Below are 17,305 nucleotides of genomic sequence, written 5' to 3'. Positions count from 1 at the left end.
GGCCGCCGGAGTTTACAGCCAGACGCTTATCGGTCCTGGCGCGAAGTCGCGATGACTTCCCTGGTATTCATCAGCGCAATGAGAGTTGCCGCAAAGACGAAAAAAACGCCGAACAGGAGAAACAAATGGCTGGGACGCCAATTTGCACTGATCAGCGCACCCGTGAGTGTGGGGGCAAGAATTGCACCGATCCGTCCGAATCCGATTGCCCAGCCAAGACCCGTGACGCGCTGGGTTGATTGGTAGAGCGACGGCGTCAATGCAAAAAGACCAGCGATACAGCCATTCGAGAAAAATCCGATCAGGAAAATGACGACGAAGGCGAGGGCCAGATGGGCGAGTAGATGGGAAAATATCGCCATCAGAGTTGCGTTGATCAGCATGCAGATCGTCAAGACCTTATCAAGCGGGAAGCGCGCCGCCAGCAGGCCCACCGATGCCGCACCCAGGATCCCGCCTACGTTCAGCAGCACTCCGCTGGCAATTGCCTGCGGGCCCGGCAGGCCTGCCGTGGCGAGCAGCCTGGGCGTCCAGCTGAAGACAAAATAAAAACCGAGAAAAGCAAGAAAAAAGGCGCCCCAGATCGACAGGGTCGCTGCCTTCATATCGTGCCCGAACAGGTCCCTCAGATAGGCTGGAGCAACCGATTCCTTCCTGCCGGAATCAGGTAATTTCTCGAGCTTCAACAGTCCCAGTTTTGGCAGAATGCGATTGATTCTGTGCAGTGAAATAGCCGATTTCCGGGAGGCCAGAAAATCGATGGATTCCGGAAGCCAGATCAGCATCACTGGCAAGGCAGCCAGAGTCATCAGGCCGCCGCACAGGAAAACCGCCCGCCAACCCGCGTCGGGAATCAATCGAACAGCGATCAATCCGCCAACGGCTGCACCCGTGGAGAATGCGGCGGACTGGAGCCCGATCGCCAAGCCTCGCCATCGCTTCGACGCAAATTCCCCGGCAATGACATAGCTGCTGGCCATGATGCCGCCAATGCCGACGCCGGTGCTGAACCGGAGCCCACCCAGTTCGATCGGCGAAGCCACGTAGGCTGATCCGGTCATTGCCGTACCCACGATGGTGAGACAGCCGATGATCAGTGGCCGGCGCCCTCGCCGGTCAGCCCACGGTGCGAGAAAAAGCGAGCCCAATGCCATGCCAATCGGAGCCGCACTGAGCAAATAGCCCAGTTCCACGCCGCTGAGCGACCAATCGTCGGTGACGGCCGATGCGGTGAAGGCCATGACAAGAACGTCGAATCCGTCGATCATGCTCACGATGAAGCAAAGCAGGACCACGGACCATTGAAATCCATTCATGGATTTCTCGTTGATTTCCTGAATTATTGATCTTTCCATTTTTATGATTGCTTGTTCTTCAATGGAAAGAACTGATTCATGGAGCGCCGGGAGCTTCCTGGCCCGCGCTCACTGCTGCAAGTTGAAGGACTCGCAATCTAACACCGCGAAACAGACCGGGCGGCGCCTTGCCCTAGCGGGGCACGCATCCGTTCCTGCGTCATGCGACCACGAGCGGCAGCGTCAACCGTGCCTCGAACCCACCGCTGCGGCGGTTCTCCAGATGGAGTTCACCCTGCATCGCCTGCACCAGGCGCCGGGAGATCGCCAGACCGAGGCCGGACCCGGGCTTGTCCTCTTGCGGCTGCAGCCCCCGCACCCAGGGGGCAAGGACTGCATCGATCTGCGCCGGCCGGATGCCCGGACCGGAGTCGACCACTGCCAACACGAGACTCGTCGTATCGACGCGGGCGCAAACACGCACGTCCGTGCCGTAGCGCAAGGCGTTGTCGATCAGGTTGGCCAGCACGCGCCGCAGCGCGAGGGGGCACGCAACCACCGGCTGGCCGATGCATCCGTCAAGCGCGATCGCACGGCCCGAGTCGCGGTAGTCGCGCACCAGTCTGCCGATCAGGCCATCGGCATCGACCCGCTGCAACGGCTCGCCCAGGCTGTGCTGCATCCGCGCGCAGGCGATGCTGCCCTCGACCAGCTCGCGCATCTCGGCGAGATCCCGCTCCATGGCCTCGCGCGCCTCGGCGTCCCCGAGCATCTCGCAGCGCAATCCTATACGGGTGAGTGGCGTGCGCAGGTCGTGTGCATAGCCGGCCTGCACGTCCAGGTGCTGGGCCTCGCGCTCGGCCTGCCGGCGGCGGACCGTGTTGATCGCGCGTGCTAGCCGGGCGATGTCGGCGGAACCGTTCTCTTCCAGCGCTGGTATGCGGGCGTCGCTTGCCAAGCGTTCCAGCGTGCCGGCGAGGCGCGCCGCACTCGCACGTCGGGCCTGGAGTTTGAATCCGAGGAACGCCGCAACCAGCGCGATGCCGGCGAGCAGCGGCATGCACAGGAGCCACAGCGCGCCGTCATTGATCGTGCAGGCCGTTGGCGCAAGCATCGAGGCATGTGTGTTCTGCCCGAGCGCGAGGATGGCGAGCGCGCGCGCCGCGGTCAGGGCTATACGGCTAGCGGTCTTCGGATGGATGGTGTCGATGGACTTCAAGGGGCTGCAGGTCATCTCGTTCTCCGTTCGGCCGGCGCAACGGCCAGCACGAGGGAGATGACATCACGGGGAGGGCGCGTGCACCATTGCACCAGCGTTCGGCCAACCCCTACGAAGGTTTGCCGTCACCATGCGTCCATGTGGACCGGTGAGGGTATGCATGCCGAGCGGCGTGCTCAGTGCGCGCCTTGCAAGAGGCCGAGCGCCTCCATCTTGCGCACCAGCTCTGCGACCGACCGCGAGTTCATCTTGCGCATCGCCTGGCCCCGATGGATCTTGGCGGTGATCTCCGCAATGCCCATGCTGGCGGCGATCTGCTTGTTCATCAGGCCTGCGGCCACATGCTGCACCACCTCGCGCTCGCGCGGCGTCAGCGAGTCCCAGCACACCCGCAAGGCATGCAGCGCGTGCCCGAGCGCCAGGCGCTTGGCGTCCTTGTCCAGCGCGGCGGTGACCGCATCGATCATGTCCTGGTCGCGAAAGGGCTTGCTCAGGAAGTCCATGGCGCCGGCCTTCATCGCCCTCACGCTCATGGCGATGTCGCCGTGGCCGGTCATGAAGATGATGGGGATCGGCGCTCGGCCGGGCTGCAGGAGGGTTTGCTGCAAGGCAAGGCCGCTCTGGCCGCGCAGGCGCACGTCCAGCACAAGGCAGGAAGGCCCCTCGGCACGCGGCGCGGCGAGGAACTCCTCGGTGGCGGCAAAGGCGCGAACCTCCAGGTCGATCGAGCGCAGCAGGCTGCCCAGCGCATTGCGCACCAGTTCGTCGTCATCGACGATATAGACGACGCGCGGATCTTGGGCTGTGCGCAAGGCGGTCGAGAGATCGGTGGCAGGATGCATGGGCGGTTGCTCGCATTCGGTTCAGATCAATTTCGCCGGATCCGGGCGCGGCAGCGTGAATACGGCACGCGTACCCACCATCTCGCGCGGCAGCAGAGCGAGCGTCCCGTCGTGCGCATCGAGGATCGACTTGCAAATCGCCAGGCCCATGCCCATGCCGTTGGCCTTGGTGCTGAAGAGGGGCTGCAGCAGCTTGTCGGAATTCTCGGCGGCGATGCCGGTGCCGACGTCGTCCACCGCGACGCGCACGCGTCCCTCCTGGTCGCTCGCGCACGCCAGCAGCAGCCGCCGCGAGCCGTGTTCGAGCTCCGCCATCGATTCGGCGCCGTTCATCAGCAGGTTCACGGCGACCTGCTGCAACTGAACGCGGTCTCCGTAGACCGGCTCCGGTGAGTCCAGGCCCTGCAGCTCCAGCACAATGCCGAGCGATTCGAGCGGACCTGCGACCAGCGTCACGGCTTCGCGCAGTGCTTCGTTGAGGTCGAACACGGCAAACTGCGGCTCGGCTTTGCGCGCCTTGGCCCGGAGGCCCTGGATGATGGTGCGGGCGCGCAGTGCGCTTTTGCCGATGTGAATGAGCATCTCGCGCGCTTCGGAAATGTCCGGCGTGCTGCGATCGAGCCAACGCAGCGCGGCACTGGCGGAGGTGTCGACGGCTGCGATCGGCTGGCCGATCTCGTGGACGATGGATGCCACCAGTTCGCCCATTGCCTTCAGGCGGCTCGCGCGCTCGAGTTCCGCGAGCGCCCCGCGCAGTTCTTCTTCGGCAAGGGTGCGCTGGTGGTTCTGTTCGAGCAGTTCTTCGTACAGGCGAGCGTTCTCCAGCGCGAAGGCCGCATGCGATGCGATCACTTCCAGCACCTCGGCCTTGGACTGCGTGAAGACGTGGGCTGCGAGGTTGTTCTCGAGGTACAGCACGCCGATGAGCGTCGCATGGCGCATCAATGGCACGCACAGTACCGAGCGCGGCCGCCGGCGGCGCACGTAGTCGTCCTGGGCAAGGGACGGCTCCTCGCGCGCATCTCCCACCACGGCGCGCTGCTGAGTGCGCGCGACGGACTGCACGATCGATACCGGGCAGGTGTCGGTGCCGAACGCGACTGGCTCCTGCGTTACCGAGATCGCTCCATCCAGCACCTGTGCCTGCGCGCGCACCTGCCAAGCGCCCTGGCGCAGCAGCGTCAGCGTGCCGTAGCCGGCTCCGGCACTCTCGAGCGCGGTGCGCAGCAGAGTTTCCACCAGGCGCGCGGGCACGATGTCGCTCGCGAGCGCTGTCGAGATGCGCAGCACGGCCTGCGCGTCGAGCGCCTGGAGGCGGCTCGTGGCGGGCGCCCATGCGTCTTGCTCGAACACCGCGGGATGGGCGGCCTGCAGCTGCCGCACCTTGGCTGCGGCGCCCCAGCGCTGCCATGCGCCGCGTGCGTAGCGCAGGTTGCCGTGTGCGGACAGTTCATCCCCGCGGCCGGCGTGGAACGCGGCGGCCAATTCGGCTGCCAGCGCCTCCACCTGGATGAAGCCGTTGCGGCGGGCCTGCGACACTGCGTGGGCGTAGGCCTCGCTGGCTTCCAGCGGCTTGCCGGCAACCCGGGCCAACTCGGCGCACACCAGCTCGAAGCGAGCCGAGAAGTTGTCGGGACAGGCAAGGGCCCAAGTGGCGAGCTGGTCCACATCGCGTTGCAGCGCCGCCTGCTGCTCGGCGTTGCGCGCGGGCAGCGCGAGCAGCGCCAGCGCGCCGTAGTACGGCAGTTCGCCGCTTTCGGCAAAGGTGCGCCCTGCCGACGCACAGGCCTCGGCGCGGCCGCGGGCCTCGAGCGCCTCCGCGAGCTCTCCGCACAGCAGCGCAGCCTCCAGCCGGTACACCCAGTATTCGAAGTCCACCAGCGTGGGCGGCGCGCCTTCCTGGGGCACATGCGGTCGCTCGCCGGGGTCGCCGCGCGTGCCGTCCTGCAGCCGTGCCAGCAGCAGCTTCTGGGCCAGCAGCGCGTCGACCACGAACTGGAAATTTGCGTCGCGCGCGATGGCGAGGCCGCGCTCGACCGTGTCGCGCACCTCGCCCAGGAATTCACCCGCGAACAACATGCCGGAGGCCTCATTGGGGGCGCAGTAGATTGCGAAGGTATGGTCCGCGGTCTCCACCAGGACCTTGTAGGCGCGGCGGATGTAGTCGCGTGCCGCGCGGGCGGGCTGCGTCCAGGGCACGATCATGGTGCCGAAGGCCATGTAGACGCGGCCGCGGTAGCGGGAGAGGCCGCGCTCGTCGACCAGGTGCAGTGCCAGCGCGCCGAACTCGCGAGCGGCGGCGTAGTTGCCGTAGCGCACGCCCAAGATCTGTGTCATGCACACGTACCCGTTCGCCGAAGCATCCGTATGCCCGTGCACGATCCCGAGGTTGGTCATGCGCAGCAGGATCAGGTCGACCAGGTTCTGGTCGGTGTACAGCGCCGGCGGAATGAGGTCGGCAAAGATGTTGGTGATGGCGCGGCGCAGCGGATTGGTCGCGACCGGCAGCTGCCGCAGCGCGTCCATGCCATGGCGGTCGAGCCACGCTTGGAGCTGCGCGTATTCGCGGTCGACGGCGGCGGCGTCGGGCTGCATCGGCACGTAGATCCCCGACTTGCGCAGAAACGCCAGCCCGACGCCCAGCGCCAGGTCGAAGCGGCCGAGCGTGGTGTAGAGCGCGGCGCGCAGGGCGCGCCAAGTCTGCGCCGAAGATGCCGTCGCCGGCCACCTGCTCCAGTGCCGCCAGGCGCGCCTCGGCGACTTCGAGCGCACCGATCATGAACTCGGCCTCGCCACACGACGCGCGGGCGGCAAGGCCATCCTCGCTGGCATCGTCTTCACCGAGGAAGTCGAGCGCGGCGCGGAAGAGGCCCAGGGCGGAATGGTGTGCCGTTGCGGCCTTGGCCTGGCGTCCGGCCTCGAGGTTGAGCTTGGCGAAGTGCCGCCGCTCATGGGGCGCGTCGATTGCCGGCCGCGCGAGATTGGCCTGCGCGGCGATCGTGAAGACCTGCTCGGACGTGGCTGGGTGCGCGAGCTGGCGGCGCGCGATCTGCAGGTGCAGCGGTGCGCGCTCCTCCAGCGGAATCGAGGCGTAGGCCGCTTCACGGAAGCGATCGTGGCAGAACACCCAGTCGTCGTCCTCGCGGCAGGCGCTGCCGGCTTGGAGCGCCGGCTCGAGCGCCGCTTCGAGGCTGCGCAGCGCATCGGTGCCAGGCACCAGGTCCGTTGCGATGGCAAGCGCTTCGCCCGAGGCACGGTGGCCGAGGCAGGAAAGCAACTGCAGCACGGACTGCGTCGGGCCCGGCAGTTGTTCGAAGCGGCGCGCCAGCAGGTCGACGACGTTGTCGATACCCGGATGGGCCGCGATTCGCTCCAGGCTCCAGCGCCAGGCCGCGGCCGGCGCGTCGTAGGCAAGCAGGCCGTCGTCGGCGAGCAGCCCGAGCAGGTGCTGGGCAAAAAACGGGTTGCGCTGGGTCTTGTGGCCGATCACCTCGGCGAGCGGACCGAGGGCATCGGCATCCTGCTGCAGCGCCAGCGCGATCAGTTCGCGCAGAGCGCCCTCGTCGAGCGGGCCGAGTTCCATGGTCACCGAATCGGGCACTTCGGCGAGCCGACCCGCGCGCAGCGGATGATGCGCGTCCACCTCCTTGGTGCGGAACGCGCCGACCAGCAGCAGCGCCTTGTCGGGATACTGGTGAAGCAGGCGTTCGAGAACCTGCAGGGTTCCCACATCCGCCCATTGCAGGTCGTCCAGCCACAGCAGCAGAGGTCGCGCGGTCGTAGCAAAGCAAGACAGCAGGCGTGCCATGCCGTGGAGCACGCGCTCCCGTTCGAGTGCGGGTGCGGTGTCTGGTGGTTCAGGTGCTTCGGCCTGCGGGCCGAGCACCACGGCCAGGGAGGGAAGGAAGCCGGCCAGGGTGCGATCGACCGCAGTGGTCGCCGCGCGGATCCGATCCTGCCAGATCGAAAATTCGTCCTCGGGGCAGCCGAGCACGAACTGCAGCAGTTGCTCGAGCGCTTGCACCAAGACCGTGTAGGGCCCGCCGAGGCTGCCTTCCTCGCTCTTGACCGCCGCCAGGAGCGGCGTGCCCGATTGCTGAATGCGCGCCACGGCCTCGCGCAACAGTATCGATTTACCGATGCCCGATGGGCCCGAGACCCAGGCCACGCGCGATCGCGCACTGACGGCGACTTCGCGATAGAGCGCGTCCAGCGTCTGGAGCTCGGCATCGCGGCCCAGTACCTGCTGTGTGCGCAGCATCCTGTGCAGCGTGGCGTGGGCGTCGAGCGCGAAAAGCGGGATGCATCCCTGCTGGCGCTGCAGCGTCTCGCAGCGGCGCAGATCCGCCAGCACGCTCGCAGCGTCGCCATAGCGGTGATGGGGCGTCTTCTCGAGGAGTTTCAGGACCAGCAGCGACAGTTGCGCTGGGACGCCCTCCTGCAGTTCGCAGGGCGGGCGGGGCTTCTGCGTCGCATGCGCGTGGACCCGTTCCGCGACGTCTTCGCCCTGGAAAGGAGGCCTGCCGACCAGCAGTTCGTAAAGGATGCAACCGAGTGAATAAAGATCGGCGCGCGCATCGATGCAAATATTCATGCGTCCGCCGAGTTCGGGCGCCATGTAGTCGAAGCTGTCTTCGTCCCAGGCCAGACTGCCGTCTGTCGGCACGTCGCTTCCCGTGTCAAGCCGCGCTGCATAGCCGAAACCCGTCAGGTACGTGCTGGCGCCGGACGTGCACAGCAGGCGATCGGGGGTCAGCGCGCAGTGCATCACGCCTGCCGCGTGCATTGCCTCCACGGCGGCGGTGAGTTGGAGCGCCCGGGCAATGAAGGCTTCTGTGTCGCGAACCGGGTAGTCGGTCCGGCGCAGCAGTTCGCCGCCGGGGTCTTTCAGAACCAGCAGTGCCCCTTCGCCGTGCGGCACCAGTGCCATCGGCACTGCCGCCCAGTTTTCGTGCAAGGCGTCGCGGAACGCATACTCGCGCTGAAGAGTGGCCAGTGTTGTCGGGGCGACCTGGCCGCGCCCTGCAACAAGCCAGGATGCCGAGCCGGGGGCGCTGGCGCGTTCCAGGCGTGGTGTGCCTGTGCCCAGATCATGAAATTCCCGTGAAAACAGGCCTGCGCTTGAGAACTTCTGTTCGATGGTCTCTTGTGCCGCAGACAAGATCTGCAGGCGGCCGTGCGCGGACTCGGTTTCCGCGCGATCGACGTAAAGGTTGCTGTCCAGGATCTCTGCCTGACGGCGCTCACTGAGTTCTTCTTGTCGCATGGGGTAGCTTCCGAAGGAGGTTCGGTTCTGGACGCGCCTCTGTGCGATCCGGACGCCCCGGTCCGCTGCTCGGCATCGTCTCGAGACGGGTCCCTTTCGCTCCGCATCTATTGGACCGCAAATGCTCGCGTGAAGGCAGTCGGGAGCGTTGGCGTGTGTTAGGCGTTGTTAGACATGGTGGCGTCCCGCAGGCCCCGATCGCTGTCGCCGACATTCAGCGGCGCTTCAGCCTTGGTCAGAGCGTGAGTCCGCCGTCGATGGTGATGCTGGAGCCTGTCACGTAGCGGGCCTCGTCGCGCGCCAGGTACGAGACGAGTCCTGCGATCTCCTCGGGCTCGGCGACGCGCTTGAGCGGGCTGCGTTCCACGAGCATGTCGATCGCGCCCGCCGTCATGTCTGTGCGGGTGGGCCCCGGCTGAATGTTTGTTGACGGTGATTCCGCGTGGGGCCAGGTCGAGCGCCACCCCTTTGACCAGCCCTGCAATGGCGGTCTTCGTGAGTTGATAGACGCTCGTGCCGGCCATGCCGGTGCGGACAGCCACGTTGCTGCCGATCGTGATGACACGAGCCCCATCTCGCAGATGGGGAGCGCGGCCTGGATCGCGAGGTAGACCCCGCGCACATTCACATCCAGCATGAGGTCGAGGTCCTCCAGGTTGACCGCGTCGATGGTGCCCATGCGCAGCAACCCGGCGTTGACCACCAGTACGTTGACGATTCCGAAGCAATCCACCGCCTGGCTCACGGCCTGGCGAATCGCGTCAGGATTTGCGCTGTCTGCCTGGATGGCAAGAGCCTTGGCGCCGGAGGCCTCGATCGACGCCACAAGCTCATTGGCCTTGCCGGCCTGAGAGACGTAGGTGAATGCGACAGCGTAACCGTCGGCGGCCAGCCGCTGAACCGCCGCTGCGCCAATGCCGCGGGAGCCGCCAAAGACGAGTGCAGTCTTGCTGGGCGGGGTCGTGCTTGCGCTGTTCATGACATTCATTTTTGACTAATCGATCAATAACAAACCAAAAAAACCGAATTCCTGCGGATCCAGGAAAACTACGCCTTCAGGCGCTCCACGGCAAACGCCGCAAGCTGCTGCATGTCTTTCACGCCGGCCCCGGCCCTTGCCGTGACTTGCAATCCCATCATGGACATCAGCACGAATGCGGCGCCTTTTTCCGCTTCGAAACCCGGGTCGATCTCGCCCAGCGCCTGGCCTTCCCGGATGCGCTCGGCAATCCTGCCACGCAGCAGCGCGCCGCCTGCTTCGCCGAGGCGCCTCAACTCCGGATCCGAGGTGCCGAACTCGCCGATCGAACTCACGCCGAAGCAACCCAGCGCCCGGATCTTGCGATCCTTGGCCGCGAGGCCGTTCAAGAGCTCGAAAATTCCCTCCAACGGCGACTCCGGTTCATTCAGCCGCTCCAAGTGGCCGCCGATCGACATTTGTTGATACGAACGCAGCACCTCCAGGTACAACTGGCGCTTGTCGCCGAAGGCGTTGTAGAGGCTCTGCCGGCCGATTCCCATCTCTTTGAGGAGGCTGTCCGTTGAAGTGGCGGCGAAGCCTTTCTCCCAGAACAGCTTCATCGCCCTGTCAAGGGCCGCATCCCGATCGAATTCGCGAGGTCTTGCCATCGGCCGGAATCTAGGTGTTTTTGACGGATTGGTCAACAACTACCGATTTCGGAACCTTCGAGGATCGGGTTCGCAATGCGCTTGGGGCGGCATGATTGCCCCAGTTCGATCGAAGCGGCCGCGGTGGTACTGTCGGGCTCTGCCACCGAACCCACATGGACAGTTTCGACCGCCAGCTTCGCTATTTCCTGAGGATCGCCGACCTCGGGTCGCTCTCCCGTGCGGCGGAAGACCTCGATCAGACGCAATCCGGCCTGAGCCGGCAGTTGGCGGCGCTCGAGGCACACCTGGGCAAGCCCCTGTTCCTGCGGACCGGACGCGGCGTCGAGTTGACGCTGGCAGGCCGCAAGCTGCGGGACCTGACGCAGGGCAGCTATCGCACCATCGACGCCGCGCTTGACCTGGTGCGAACCCGCGAGGGCATCACCCAAGGTACCGTCCGGCTCGCCACGGTGCACACGCTGAGCTACTACTTCATGGGTGACGTGGTGGCGCGCTTCGTGAGTCGCCATGAGGGTGCCAACCTTTCCCTGATGGGGCGCAGCTCTCCGGAGGTGGTCGAGTTGGTGGAGAGCGGCAAGGCGGATGCCGGCTTTGTCTACGACACCGCCGTGGCTTCGCAAGCGTTGACTTCCGCGGCGCTGTTCGACGACGACATGTGCCTGGTCGTGCAGGAAAGGGACGCCATTGGCGACACCATCGACCTGACGCGCGACCTTCCGAGGCTGGTGGGCTTCCCGGCGCATTATGTGTTGCGTCGAATGATCCACAGCAGCGGCCTCGAGCCGACCTTCGTGGCCGAAGCGGAAACGGTCGATGCGCTCCTGGAACTCGTCGCCTCGGGTGTCGGTGCCTGCATTCTCCCGTTGCGCATTCCCGACAAGCTGCTGGGCGATCATCGCCTGCGCAAGGTGACCATCTTGCACCCCGTGCTGCGCCGCAGGGTGGTGGCGATCGTGCGCTGCGACAGGCCCGTGCCACCGCTGGTCCAGGAACTGATAGCCACGGCGGTGGACATGGCTGGATAGCCACTCGCTGGCAGTGGCCGGCATGGGGCGCGCTGCGGTGCGCCCTGGCCGGTTCCAGGCCGCATAGCAGCTATGCAAGCTGCTGCATGGCTTGCAGGCAACCCCCTCTCCCATACTCGCCCGCAGCGGTCGCGACGCGTGCAAACCTGCTCCCGCCGCCGGCCGCCCGACCACGAGAGCACAGCACATGAAAGACGATCTGAGGACAAAGGAATACTTCGACGCGCGCGCCACGCGCGAGATGGCGCAACACCTGAAAGATGCGCCCCGCACTGCGAGGGAAACGCTGGCCGACGCCTGCCGCATCCTTGCCATGACCGGGCAGGAGGCCGGCCTGGCAGGCCAGATCAGCGCACGGTCGGAACGGCCCGATGCTTACTGGACGCTGCGCTTCGGGCTGGGTTTCGACGAGGCCACGCCAGACGATTTCATCGAGGTGGACCAAGACCTGAACACGCTCAGCGGCGACGGCATGGCCAACCCGGCCACACGATTTCATCTGTGGGTCTATCGCGCGCGGCAAGACGTGCACTCGATCGTGCACACCCACTCGCCGTGGGCGTCGGCGCTGGCGGCGGCGCGTCAGCCGCTGGTGATCTGTCAGATGGACATGACACCCCTGCACGACGACTGCGCGTTCCTGGGCGACTGGCCGGGCGTCCCGATCGCAGACCACGAAGGCGTGGTGATCTCCGAGGCCTTGGGCACGAAGCGGGCGATCATCCTCGCCCACCACGGCTACCTCACGGCCGGCCAGACGATCGAAGAGGCGACATACCTGTCGGTGTACCTGGAGCGCGCCGCGCGCCTGCAATTGCGCGCCCAAGCCGCATACGGCGCGCTCACGCAAGTGGACGATGCCCTGGCCCGCGAGGCGCACGACTACCTGCTGAAGCCGTCGATCGTGAATGCCACGTTCAACTACTGGTGCCGCCAGACAAAGTCGCTGCCCCAGCTGGCGCGCTGATCGATTCTTCAGCTGTTTCACCCAAGGTCAGAACGATGAACACACAGCACAAGCTCGCGGGCAGCGAGACCACCGGCGCCCGCAAGGGGCACGTGACGGCCGGCCTCGCCAGCATGATGGGTACCACCATCGAGTGGTACGACTTCTTCCTCTACGGCACTGCCGCGGCGCTGATCTTCAACAAGATCTTCTTCCCGTCGTTCGATCCGATCACCGGCACCATGGCCGCGTTCGCAACCTACTCGGTCGGGTTCTTCGCGCGGCCGCTCGGCGGCATCGTGTTCGGCCATTTCGGTGACAAGGTGGGGCGCAAGTCGATGCTGCTCATCACGCTGCTGATGATGGGCATTCCGACCATCCTGATCGGGTTGATTCCATCGTACGACCACATCGGCTACTGGGCTGCGGTGCTGCTGGTGATCATGCGGTTCTTGCAGGGCATCGCCGTTGGCGGTGAATGGGGTGGCGCGGTGTTGATGGCGGTCGAGCATGCACCGCCGGGCAAGAAAGGCTTCTTCGGTAGCCTCCCGCAGGCCGGCGTTGCCCCGGGGCTCATCCTCTCCTCGCTCGCCATGGGTGCGGTCGCCAAGCTCCCGGAAGCCGACATGCTGTCTTGGGGCTGGCGCGTTCCGTTTCTGGCCAGCGTGATCCTGCTGCTGGTGGGATGGTTCATCCGTGTGAAGGTGGCTGAGTCGCCGGATTTCGAGCGGATGGAAAACCGCGGCAGCAAAGTCGAGGTTCCCGTGGTCGAGGTACTGCGGAAGTACCCTCGAGAGACTCTGGTGGTCGTCGGCGCTCGACTGGCCGAGGTGACATGGTTCTACACCACGGTGACCTTCGCGCTCGCCTACGCCACCGGAACGCTCGGTATCCCACGGACTGTGATGCTGGACGCCACCATATGGGGCGCGGTGGCGGCACTGGTCATGATGCCCATGTGCGGCATGCTCGGCGACAGGATCGGCCACAAATGGGTTTTCATGATCGGCACCGCCGGCATCGTGGCATGCGCGCCGTTGTTCTTCGACTTCCTGCACACCCGTGAGGTCTTCTGGATCAATGCGGCGGCGGTGATTGCCATCGGCCTGGTCTACGCCTGTCTGTACGGGCCCGAGGGCAGCCTTTTTTCGAGCCAGTTCCCGCCGGAGGTGCGCTACACGGGCATTTCGCTGGCCGTGCAGGTTTCAGGTGCCATTGGCGGCGGGCTCGCGCCGATCGTGGCGACATGGTTGCTGTCCAAAGGCAACGGATCGCCGACCTACGTGACGTGGTATCTGAGTGTGCTTGGCGTGGTTGCCTGCGTCAGTGCATTCAAGATGCACGGCAGCGATCGCTTTGCTGGCTTTGCAAAGCCGCTGGTGAAGTCCACCCCGTGACGCAGAGAAGATCCGCCATGACGAAGTCCATCGATTGCTACCTCTGGATGAACTCGGACTGGGCCTACCTGGGCGCCGACCGGCTTGCTGCCCTGGCGCAGCGGCACGGCGCCACGGTCCGCTACATGCCTGTGGATCTGCCGGCGGTGTACGCCCGCACGGGCGGTGTGCTTCTTCCGTTGCGCGCGCCTGAGCGGCAGGCATACCGGGTGGCGGAACTGCGGCGCTGGTGTCGGCGTCTTGGGATTCACGTGAACCCGCAACCGAAGTTCATGTGTCCCGATGCCACTCTCGCCTCGTGCATCGTCATCGCGGCGGGCGCCGTGGGCCACGACGTCGTGCCGCTCTACAAGGCCATCCTGCATGCCCAATGGTGTGCAGATCTGGACATCTCGAGTCCGCAGACACTCTCCGATATCCTGCAAGCGTGCGGTCTCGACGCCCCGACCTTGATCAGCCAGGCACGCACCGACCAGGTGGCCCGCTCCTATGCCGCACTGACCGACCGCGCGGTTTCAGCAGGCGTGTTCGGCTCGCCGTCCTATGTCTTCCGTGATGAGCTTTTCTGGGGGCAGGACCGCTTGGACTTCCTCGAAGCAGCGGTAGCGAAGTCCGATTGAGCGCGGCCTGTCTTGTCGAGATGGCCACTACGGGCCTTGCCGGGCGCGAGGTGGCACGCACGATCGCGGCTCCCAGTCTTCGACGCTGTGCGATGCCACCGGTGATCGCCGGGCTCATTCGAGCTGGCCCAGCCACATCGTCAGCATGGCCGCGCAGGCTCGGCGCATGTCGGCTCCCTGCGCGGCGCTGCGCGCGCATCGTGGGGATGTCCATGCCTGCCTGCACCAGTTCGCAGCTGTCGCCGCAGCGTTTTCCTGGTCGGATGGCCTACTTGCCGCCGTAGTTGTCGCTGTACGAAGGCAGCTGTCCGGCCCTGTTGGCCTTCGCCACTTCGGAGCGGCTCGCCTTGCGGCCCGCCGAGCGCTCTGCACGAGACAGCTTGGCGGTGGGCGTCGGGATCGGGTCTCCCTCGCCGGGCATGAAGGTACGCGCGGCCTGGACTCCCTCTGGTCTGCGCGCCTGGCGGGCCGCCGCGCGATCGGCCTTCGATGCCCGCGCCTTGGGTTCGGGGATCGGGTCTCCTTCGCCCGGCATGAAAGTACGCGCGGCCTCCACACCCTCGGCTTTGCGCTCGGCGCGGGTCATCGTCTTGTCGAGGGGCTGCGTCTGAGCGCAGGCAGTGAAGGCCAGGATCTGTGCGCCGACGAGGGCGCAGGTGGAGAAAAGCAATTTCATTTTGAATTCCTTGATGTGAGAGAAGCGAGGCATCGGTTCGAAGCCCCTGCGGAAGGGTTGTCCTGCTTGCGCGCAAGGGCGCGCGCAAAGCAATGAAATCAAAAACATGTGGCTCTGGCTATGGAACGTTGGTTTAGGAGATACCTTCGTATGAGCCGATTCTTTCGAGTTCGGGCGTCGCGGGCCGCGCTGCCCGTGCCGCATCAATCGCGCGGCAGGCAACGCTCTTCCCGAGCCGCGTCGAGCACGGTCGGCGCGTTCAGCGCAATGGCGTCGAGCGGCGACGCGCCGGCCAACCTTGTGTTCGGCGCGACGAACCAGAGGCAGATCTCCCAATCGCTCCGAGCCGGAATCAACTCCCGGATCACCGCGGTGACGGATGACCGAGGCGTCATGGTGGACAGGTCGAACTGGAACAGCGGCAGTACCGTGCGCGATTGCCACTGGAAGCTGATCACGTCGCGGTCGACGATCCAGCGCGCCAGCTGTGAAATCGGCTGCTCCGTCTGCCTCACAAGCAGGGTGACAACCTCGTCGGAACTCATTACTCCGCCGCTTGCGCGCAGCGCATGTTCCATCTCGCGGTACTGGAAGGCTTGGACGGTTTGCAGAAGCGCGGGAGCGCTGGGCCGCGCTGGCAGGCGTTGCGTGAAGCGAGCGGGAAGATCGTTGGACGAGAGAACGGTGTGGTCGTGCATGATGGCTCCTGGGAGGTGAATGCTCGTGGGCGGAAGCTGGCGCGGACATGGCGATGCACATGTGATTCAACAGAAGTGCCGACCGAAGTTCCATTGAACGAAGGTGTAGGGTGTTGTCGCCGAGCGCGACGGGCGACCCGCAGACGGCGGCCATGGTCCTCGGATCAACAACCGCGGCAAAGCCGCAGCCTTGAAACGTAGTGTGTGCAATTCCAGGGCCGACACATAGGCATACGCAATGTGTGCCGGAAGAGGAGAGCGTCGCAAACAATTCGTTCGCTCTCTACCCAAGCTCACTTCACCACCAAGGAAATCCCCATGAAGTTCTCTCGAATTGCCAGTGCTGCCTCGTTCTCGGTCCTTGCCGCTCTGATTGGAGCGCAGGCCCATGCCGAGGAATATCAAGGCGTGTTGCAGACGCGTTCGACGCTCAGCCGCAGCGACGTCCGTGCCCAGGCTGTCGCGGCTGCGCACGCCGCAGATCCTTATGCCGATGGCGCCTCTTCGGGTGTGGTTGCGGCGCTGCCATCCCCGCTCGACCGGTCCGCAGTGCAGTCCGAAGCCCGCGCACTCGCCCACGCGCCAGCCCAGAACCTCTATGTCGAGGCCTTCGTCAACAGCCGGGTGCCTGCCCAATACGGCATCCACGGGGTGCTCCCGACGCGCCAGGCTGGCATCGCCGACGGCGTCACGTTGCGCTGAACGCTGGAGCTCACCGTGACTACGAGATCCAACGTGCTTGTCGGCGTGGCGGCTGTTGCAGCCTCGGTCGGCATACTCACTGCTGCGGCGCGGCCGTCTGAAGGCGAAATTCCATCCAGCGTCGCGCAGATTGCGCCTGAGTTCCAGAACATCGACCACTGGTTCAACTCCCAGCCCCTGAAGCTGCAAGATCTGCGCGGCAAGGTTGTGCTCGTCGACTTCTGGACCTACACCTGCATCAACTGTCTCAACCACCTGCCCTATGTCAAGGAGTGGAACGAAAAGTACAAGGACAAGGGCCTCGTCGTCGTGGGTGTGCACACGCCGGAATTCGCATACGAGAAGTCCACCAAGAACGTGCAGGACGCGATCAACCGGTTGCAGATCAAGCACGCCGTCGCGCAAGACAACCACTACGCCACCTGGAAGGCCTTCAACAACCAGTACTGGCCTGCGGTCTATCTGATCGACAAGCAGGGAAAGATCGTCTATTCGCACTTCGGCGGAGGCAGCTACGGCACCACTGAGAAGAAGATTCAGGCGCTGCTGGCCGAAAACGCGCCGTCGGCAGGAGGCTGATCGCCCTGACTCTCGGAACGCTGGCAAGCGCGCGAGCGTCGGGCACGAACGCAGGGGCCTGTCCGCGTTCAACGTGTCCTCACAGCACTGGCGGAAGGCATCGCAGGCGGGCTTCGTACGCTTCCCATGCACGGATGCGGTTCTCGAGGTCTTCATGATCGACCGATCGCGAGAGATAGCCTTCTCGCGGGTCGACTGTGGCGGTCGCGCAGCGCCGCACAAGGGCCGCAGCGGCACGCTTGAAGGCACCGTGCACGGACGGGATGGGCGCCTTCTCAACTGCGCCGGTCGACAGCGGGAGTGGGAGGATTCGGCTCGTGTTCATGGTGAACTCCTGGGGTGGGAATGTGGGGTCCCGAGCCTAGGGAGATCGCACGCTCAACGAGTCATCGGAAGCAATGACGCGTG

At 65.3% G+C, this 17,305-nt stretch carries 14 protein-coding genes and 2 pseudogenes; 6 read left to right on the top strand and 10 right to left on the bottom strand.

Annotated elements, in window-relative coordinates; genetic code table 11:
* Positions 1-26: 26 nt before the first annotated feature.
* The 7 genes and pseudogenes from QFZ47_RS01200 to QFZ47_RS01170 all read right to left on the bottom strand — a co-directional run bounded on the left by QFZ47_RS01200 (position 27) and on the right by QFZ47_RS01170 (position 10,251).
* On the bottom strand, positions 27-1,355 hold the full coding sequence (locus QFZ47_RS01200; RefSeq protein ID WP_307653875.1) for an MFS transporter: 1,329 nt from the start codon (positions 1,353-1,355) through the stop codon (positions 27-29).
* 160 nt (positions 1,356-1,515) lie between these two features.
* Entirely contained in the window at positions 1,516-2,514 is a 999-nt protein-coding gene (locus QFZ47_RS01195; RefSeq protein WP_307653874.1) for an ATP-binding protein, read from the bottom strand.
* A gap of 176 nt (positions 2,515-2,690) precedes the next feature.
* On the bottom strand, positions 2,691-3,356 hold the full coding sequence (locus QFZ47_RS01190; RefSeq protein ID WP_307653873.1) for a response regulator transcription factor: 666 nt from the start codon (positions 3,354-3,356) through the stop codon (positions 2,691-2,693).
* Between the two features lie 21 nt (positions 3,357-3,377).
* Positions 3,378-8,622, bottom strand: a pseudogene (locus QFZ47_RS01185) (trifunctional serine/threonine-protein kinase/ATP-binding protein/sensor histidine kinase).
* 158 nt (positions 8,623-8,780) lie between these two features.
* On the bottom strand, positions 8,781-9,164 hold the full coding sequence (locus QFZ47_RS01180; protein WP_307654354.1) for a hypothetical protein: 384 nt from the start codon (positions 9,162-9,164) through the stop codon (positions 8,781-8,783).
* A 50-nt stretch (positions 9,165-9,214) separates the two neighbouring features.
* Positions 9,215-9,601 (bottom strand): annotated as a pseudogene (locus tag QFZ47_RS01175) (SDR family NAD(P)-dependent oxidoreductase); the annotation flags it as partial.
* Positions 9,602-9,669: 68 nt separating this feature from the next.
* Positions 9,670-10,251: a TetR/AcrR family transcriptional regulator gene (locus QFZ47_RS01170; protein ID WP_307653872.1), complete on the bottom strand. Its 582-nt coding sequence runs from the start codon at positions 10,249-10,251 to the stop codon at positions 9,670-9,672.
* 155 nt (positions 10,252-10,406) lie between these two features.
* Between QFZ47_RS01170 and QFZ47_RS01165 the strand changes: the two genes are divergently transcribed.
* From QFZ47_RS01165 to QFZ47_RS01150, 4 genes are all read left to right on the top strand, one after another.
* Positions 10,407-11,279, top strand: coding sequence for a LysR family transcriptional regulator (locus QFZ47_RS01165; protein WP_307653871.1), 873 nt, complete (start codon positions 10,407-10,409; stop codon positions 11,277-11,279).
* Positions 11,280-11,466: 187 nt separating this feature from the next.
* Positions 11,467-12,246 carry an aldolase gene (locus QFZ47_RS01160; protein WP_307653870.1) on the top strand — a complete coding sequence of 260 codons (780 nt, stop codon included), beginning with the start codon at positions 11,467-11,469 and terminating at the stop codon, positions 12,244-12,246.
* Between the two features lie 35 nt (positions 12,247-12,281).
* Entirely contained in the window at positions 12,282-13,622 is a 1,341-nt protein-coding gene (locus QFZ47_RS01155; protein WP_307653869.1) for an MFS transporter, read from the top strand.
* Positions 13,623-13,639: 17 nt separating this feature from the next.
* Entirely contained in the window at positions 13,640-14,242 is a 603-nt protein-coding gene (locus QFZ47_RS01150) for a 2-hydroxychromene-2-carboxylate isomerase (RefSeq protein WP_307653868.1), read from the top strand.
* Between the two features lie 268 nt (positions 14,243-14,510).
* Here the strand turns inward: QFZ47_RS01150 and QFZ47_RS01145 are convergent, their stop codons facing one another.
* Together QFZ47_RS01145 and QFZ47_RS01140 are read right to left on the bottom strand one after the other, a co-directional pair.
* A complete protein-coding gene (locus tag QFZ47_RS01145) occupies positions 14,511-14,918 on the bottom strand; it encodes a hypothetical protein (protein ID WP_307653867.1) in 408 nt (135 codons plus the stop codon).
* 203 nt (positions 14,919-15,121) lie between these two features.
* Positions 15,122-15,616, bottom strand: a complete 495-nt coding sequence (locus tag QFZ47_RS01140; protein WP_307653866.1) for a hypothetical protein — start codon at positions 15,614-15,616, stop codon at positions 15,122-15,124.
* A 318-nt stretch (positions 15,617-15,934) separates the two neighbouring features.
* Between QFZ47_RS01140 and QFZ47_RS01135 the strand changes: the two genes are divergently transcribed.
* Both QFZ47_RS01135 and QFZ47_RS01130 read left to right on the top strand, forming a co-directional pair.
* Positions 15,935-16,318 (top strand): hypothetical protein, encoded by a 384-nt coding sequence (locus QFZ47_RS01135; RefSeq protein ID WP_307653865.1) that lies wholly within the window; start codon positions 15,935-15,937, stop codon positions 16,316-16,318.
* 15 nt (positions 16,319-16,333) lie between these two features.
* Positions 16,334-16,897, top strand: a complete 564-nt coding sequence (locus QFZ47_RS01130) for a thioredoxin family protein (protein ID WP_307653864.1) — start codon at positions 16,334-16,336, stop codon at positions 16,895-16,897.
* Between the two features lie 79 nt (positions 16,898-16,976).
* Here QFZ47_RS01130 and QFZ47_RS01125 read toward each other — a convergent pair whose 3' ends face one another.
* Entirely contained in the window at positions 16,977-17,222 is a 246-nt protein-coding gene (locus tag QFZ47_RS01125) for a hypothetical protein (RefSeq protein WP_307653863.1), read from the bottom strand.
* Positions 17,223-17,305 lie beyond the last annotated feature (83 nt).

The organism is Variovorax paradoxus, from assembly GCF_030815975.1.
Classification (GTDB): domain Bacteria; phylum Pseudomonadota; class Gammaproteobacteria; order Burkholderiales; family Burkholderiaceae_C; genus Variovorax; species Variovorax paradoxus_N.
This window is presented reverse-complemented; position numbering and strand designations above follow the sequence as displayed.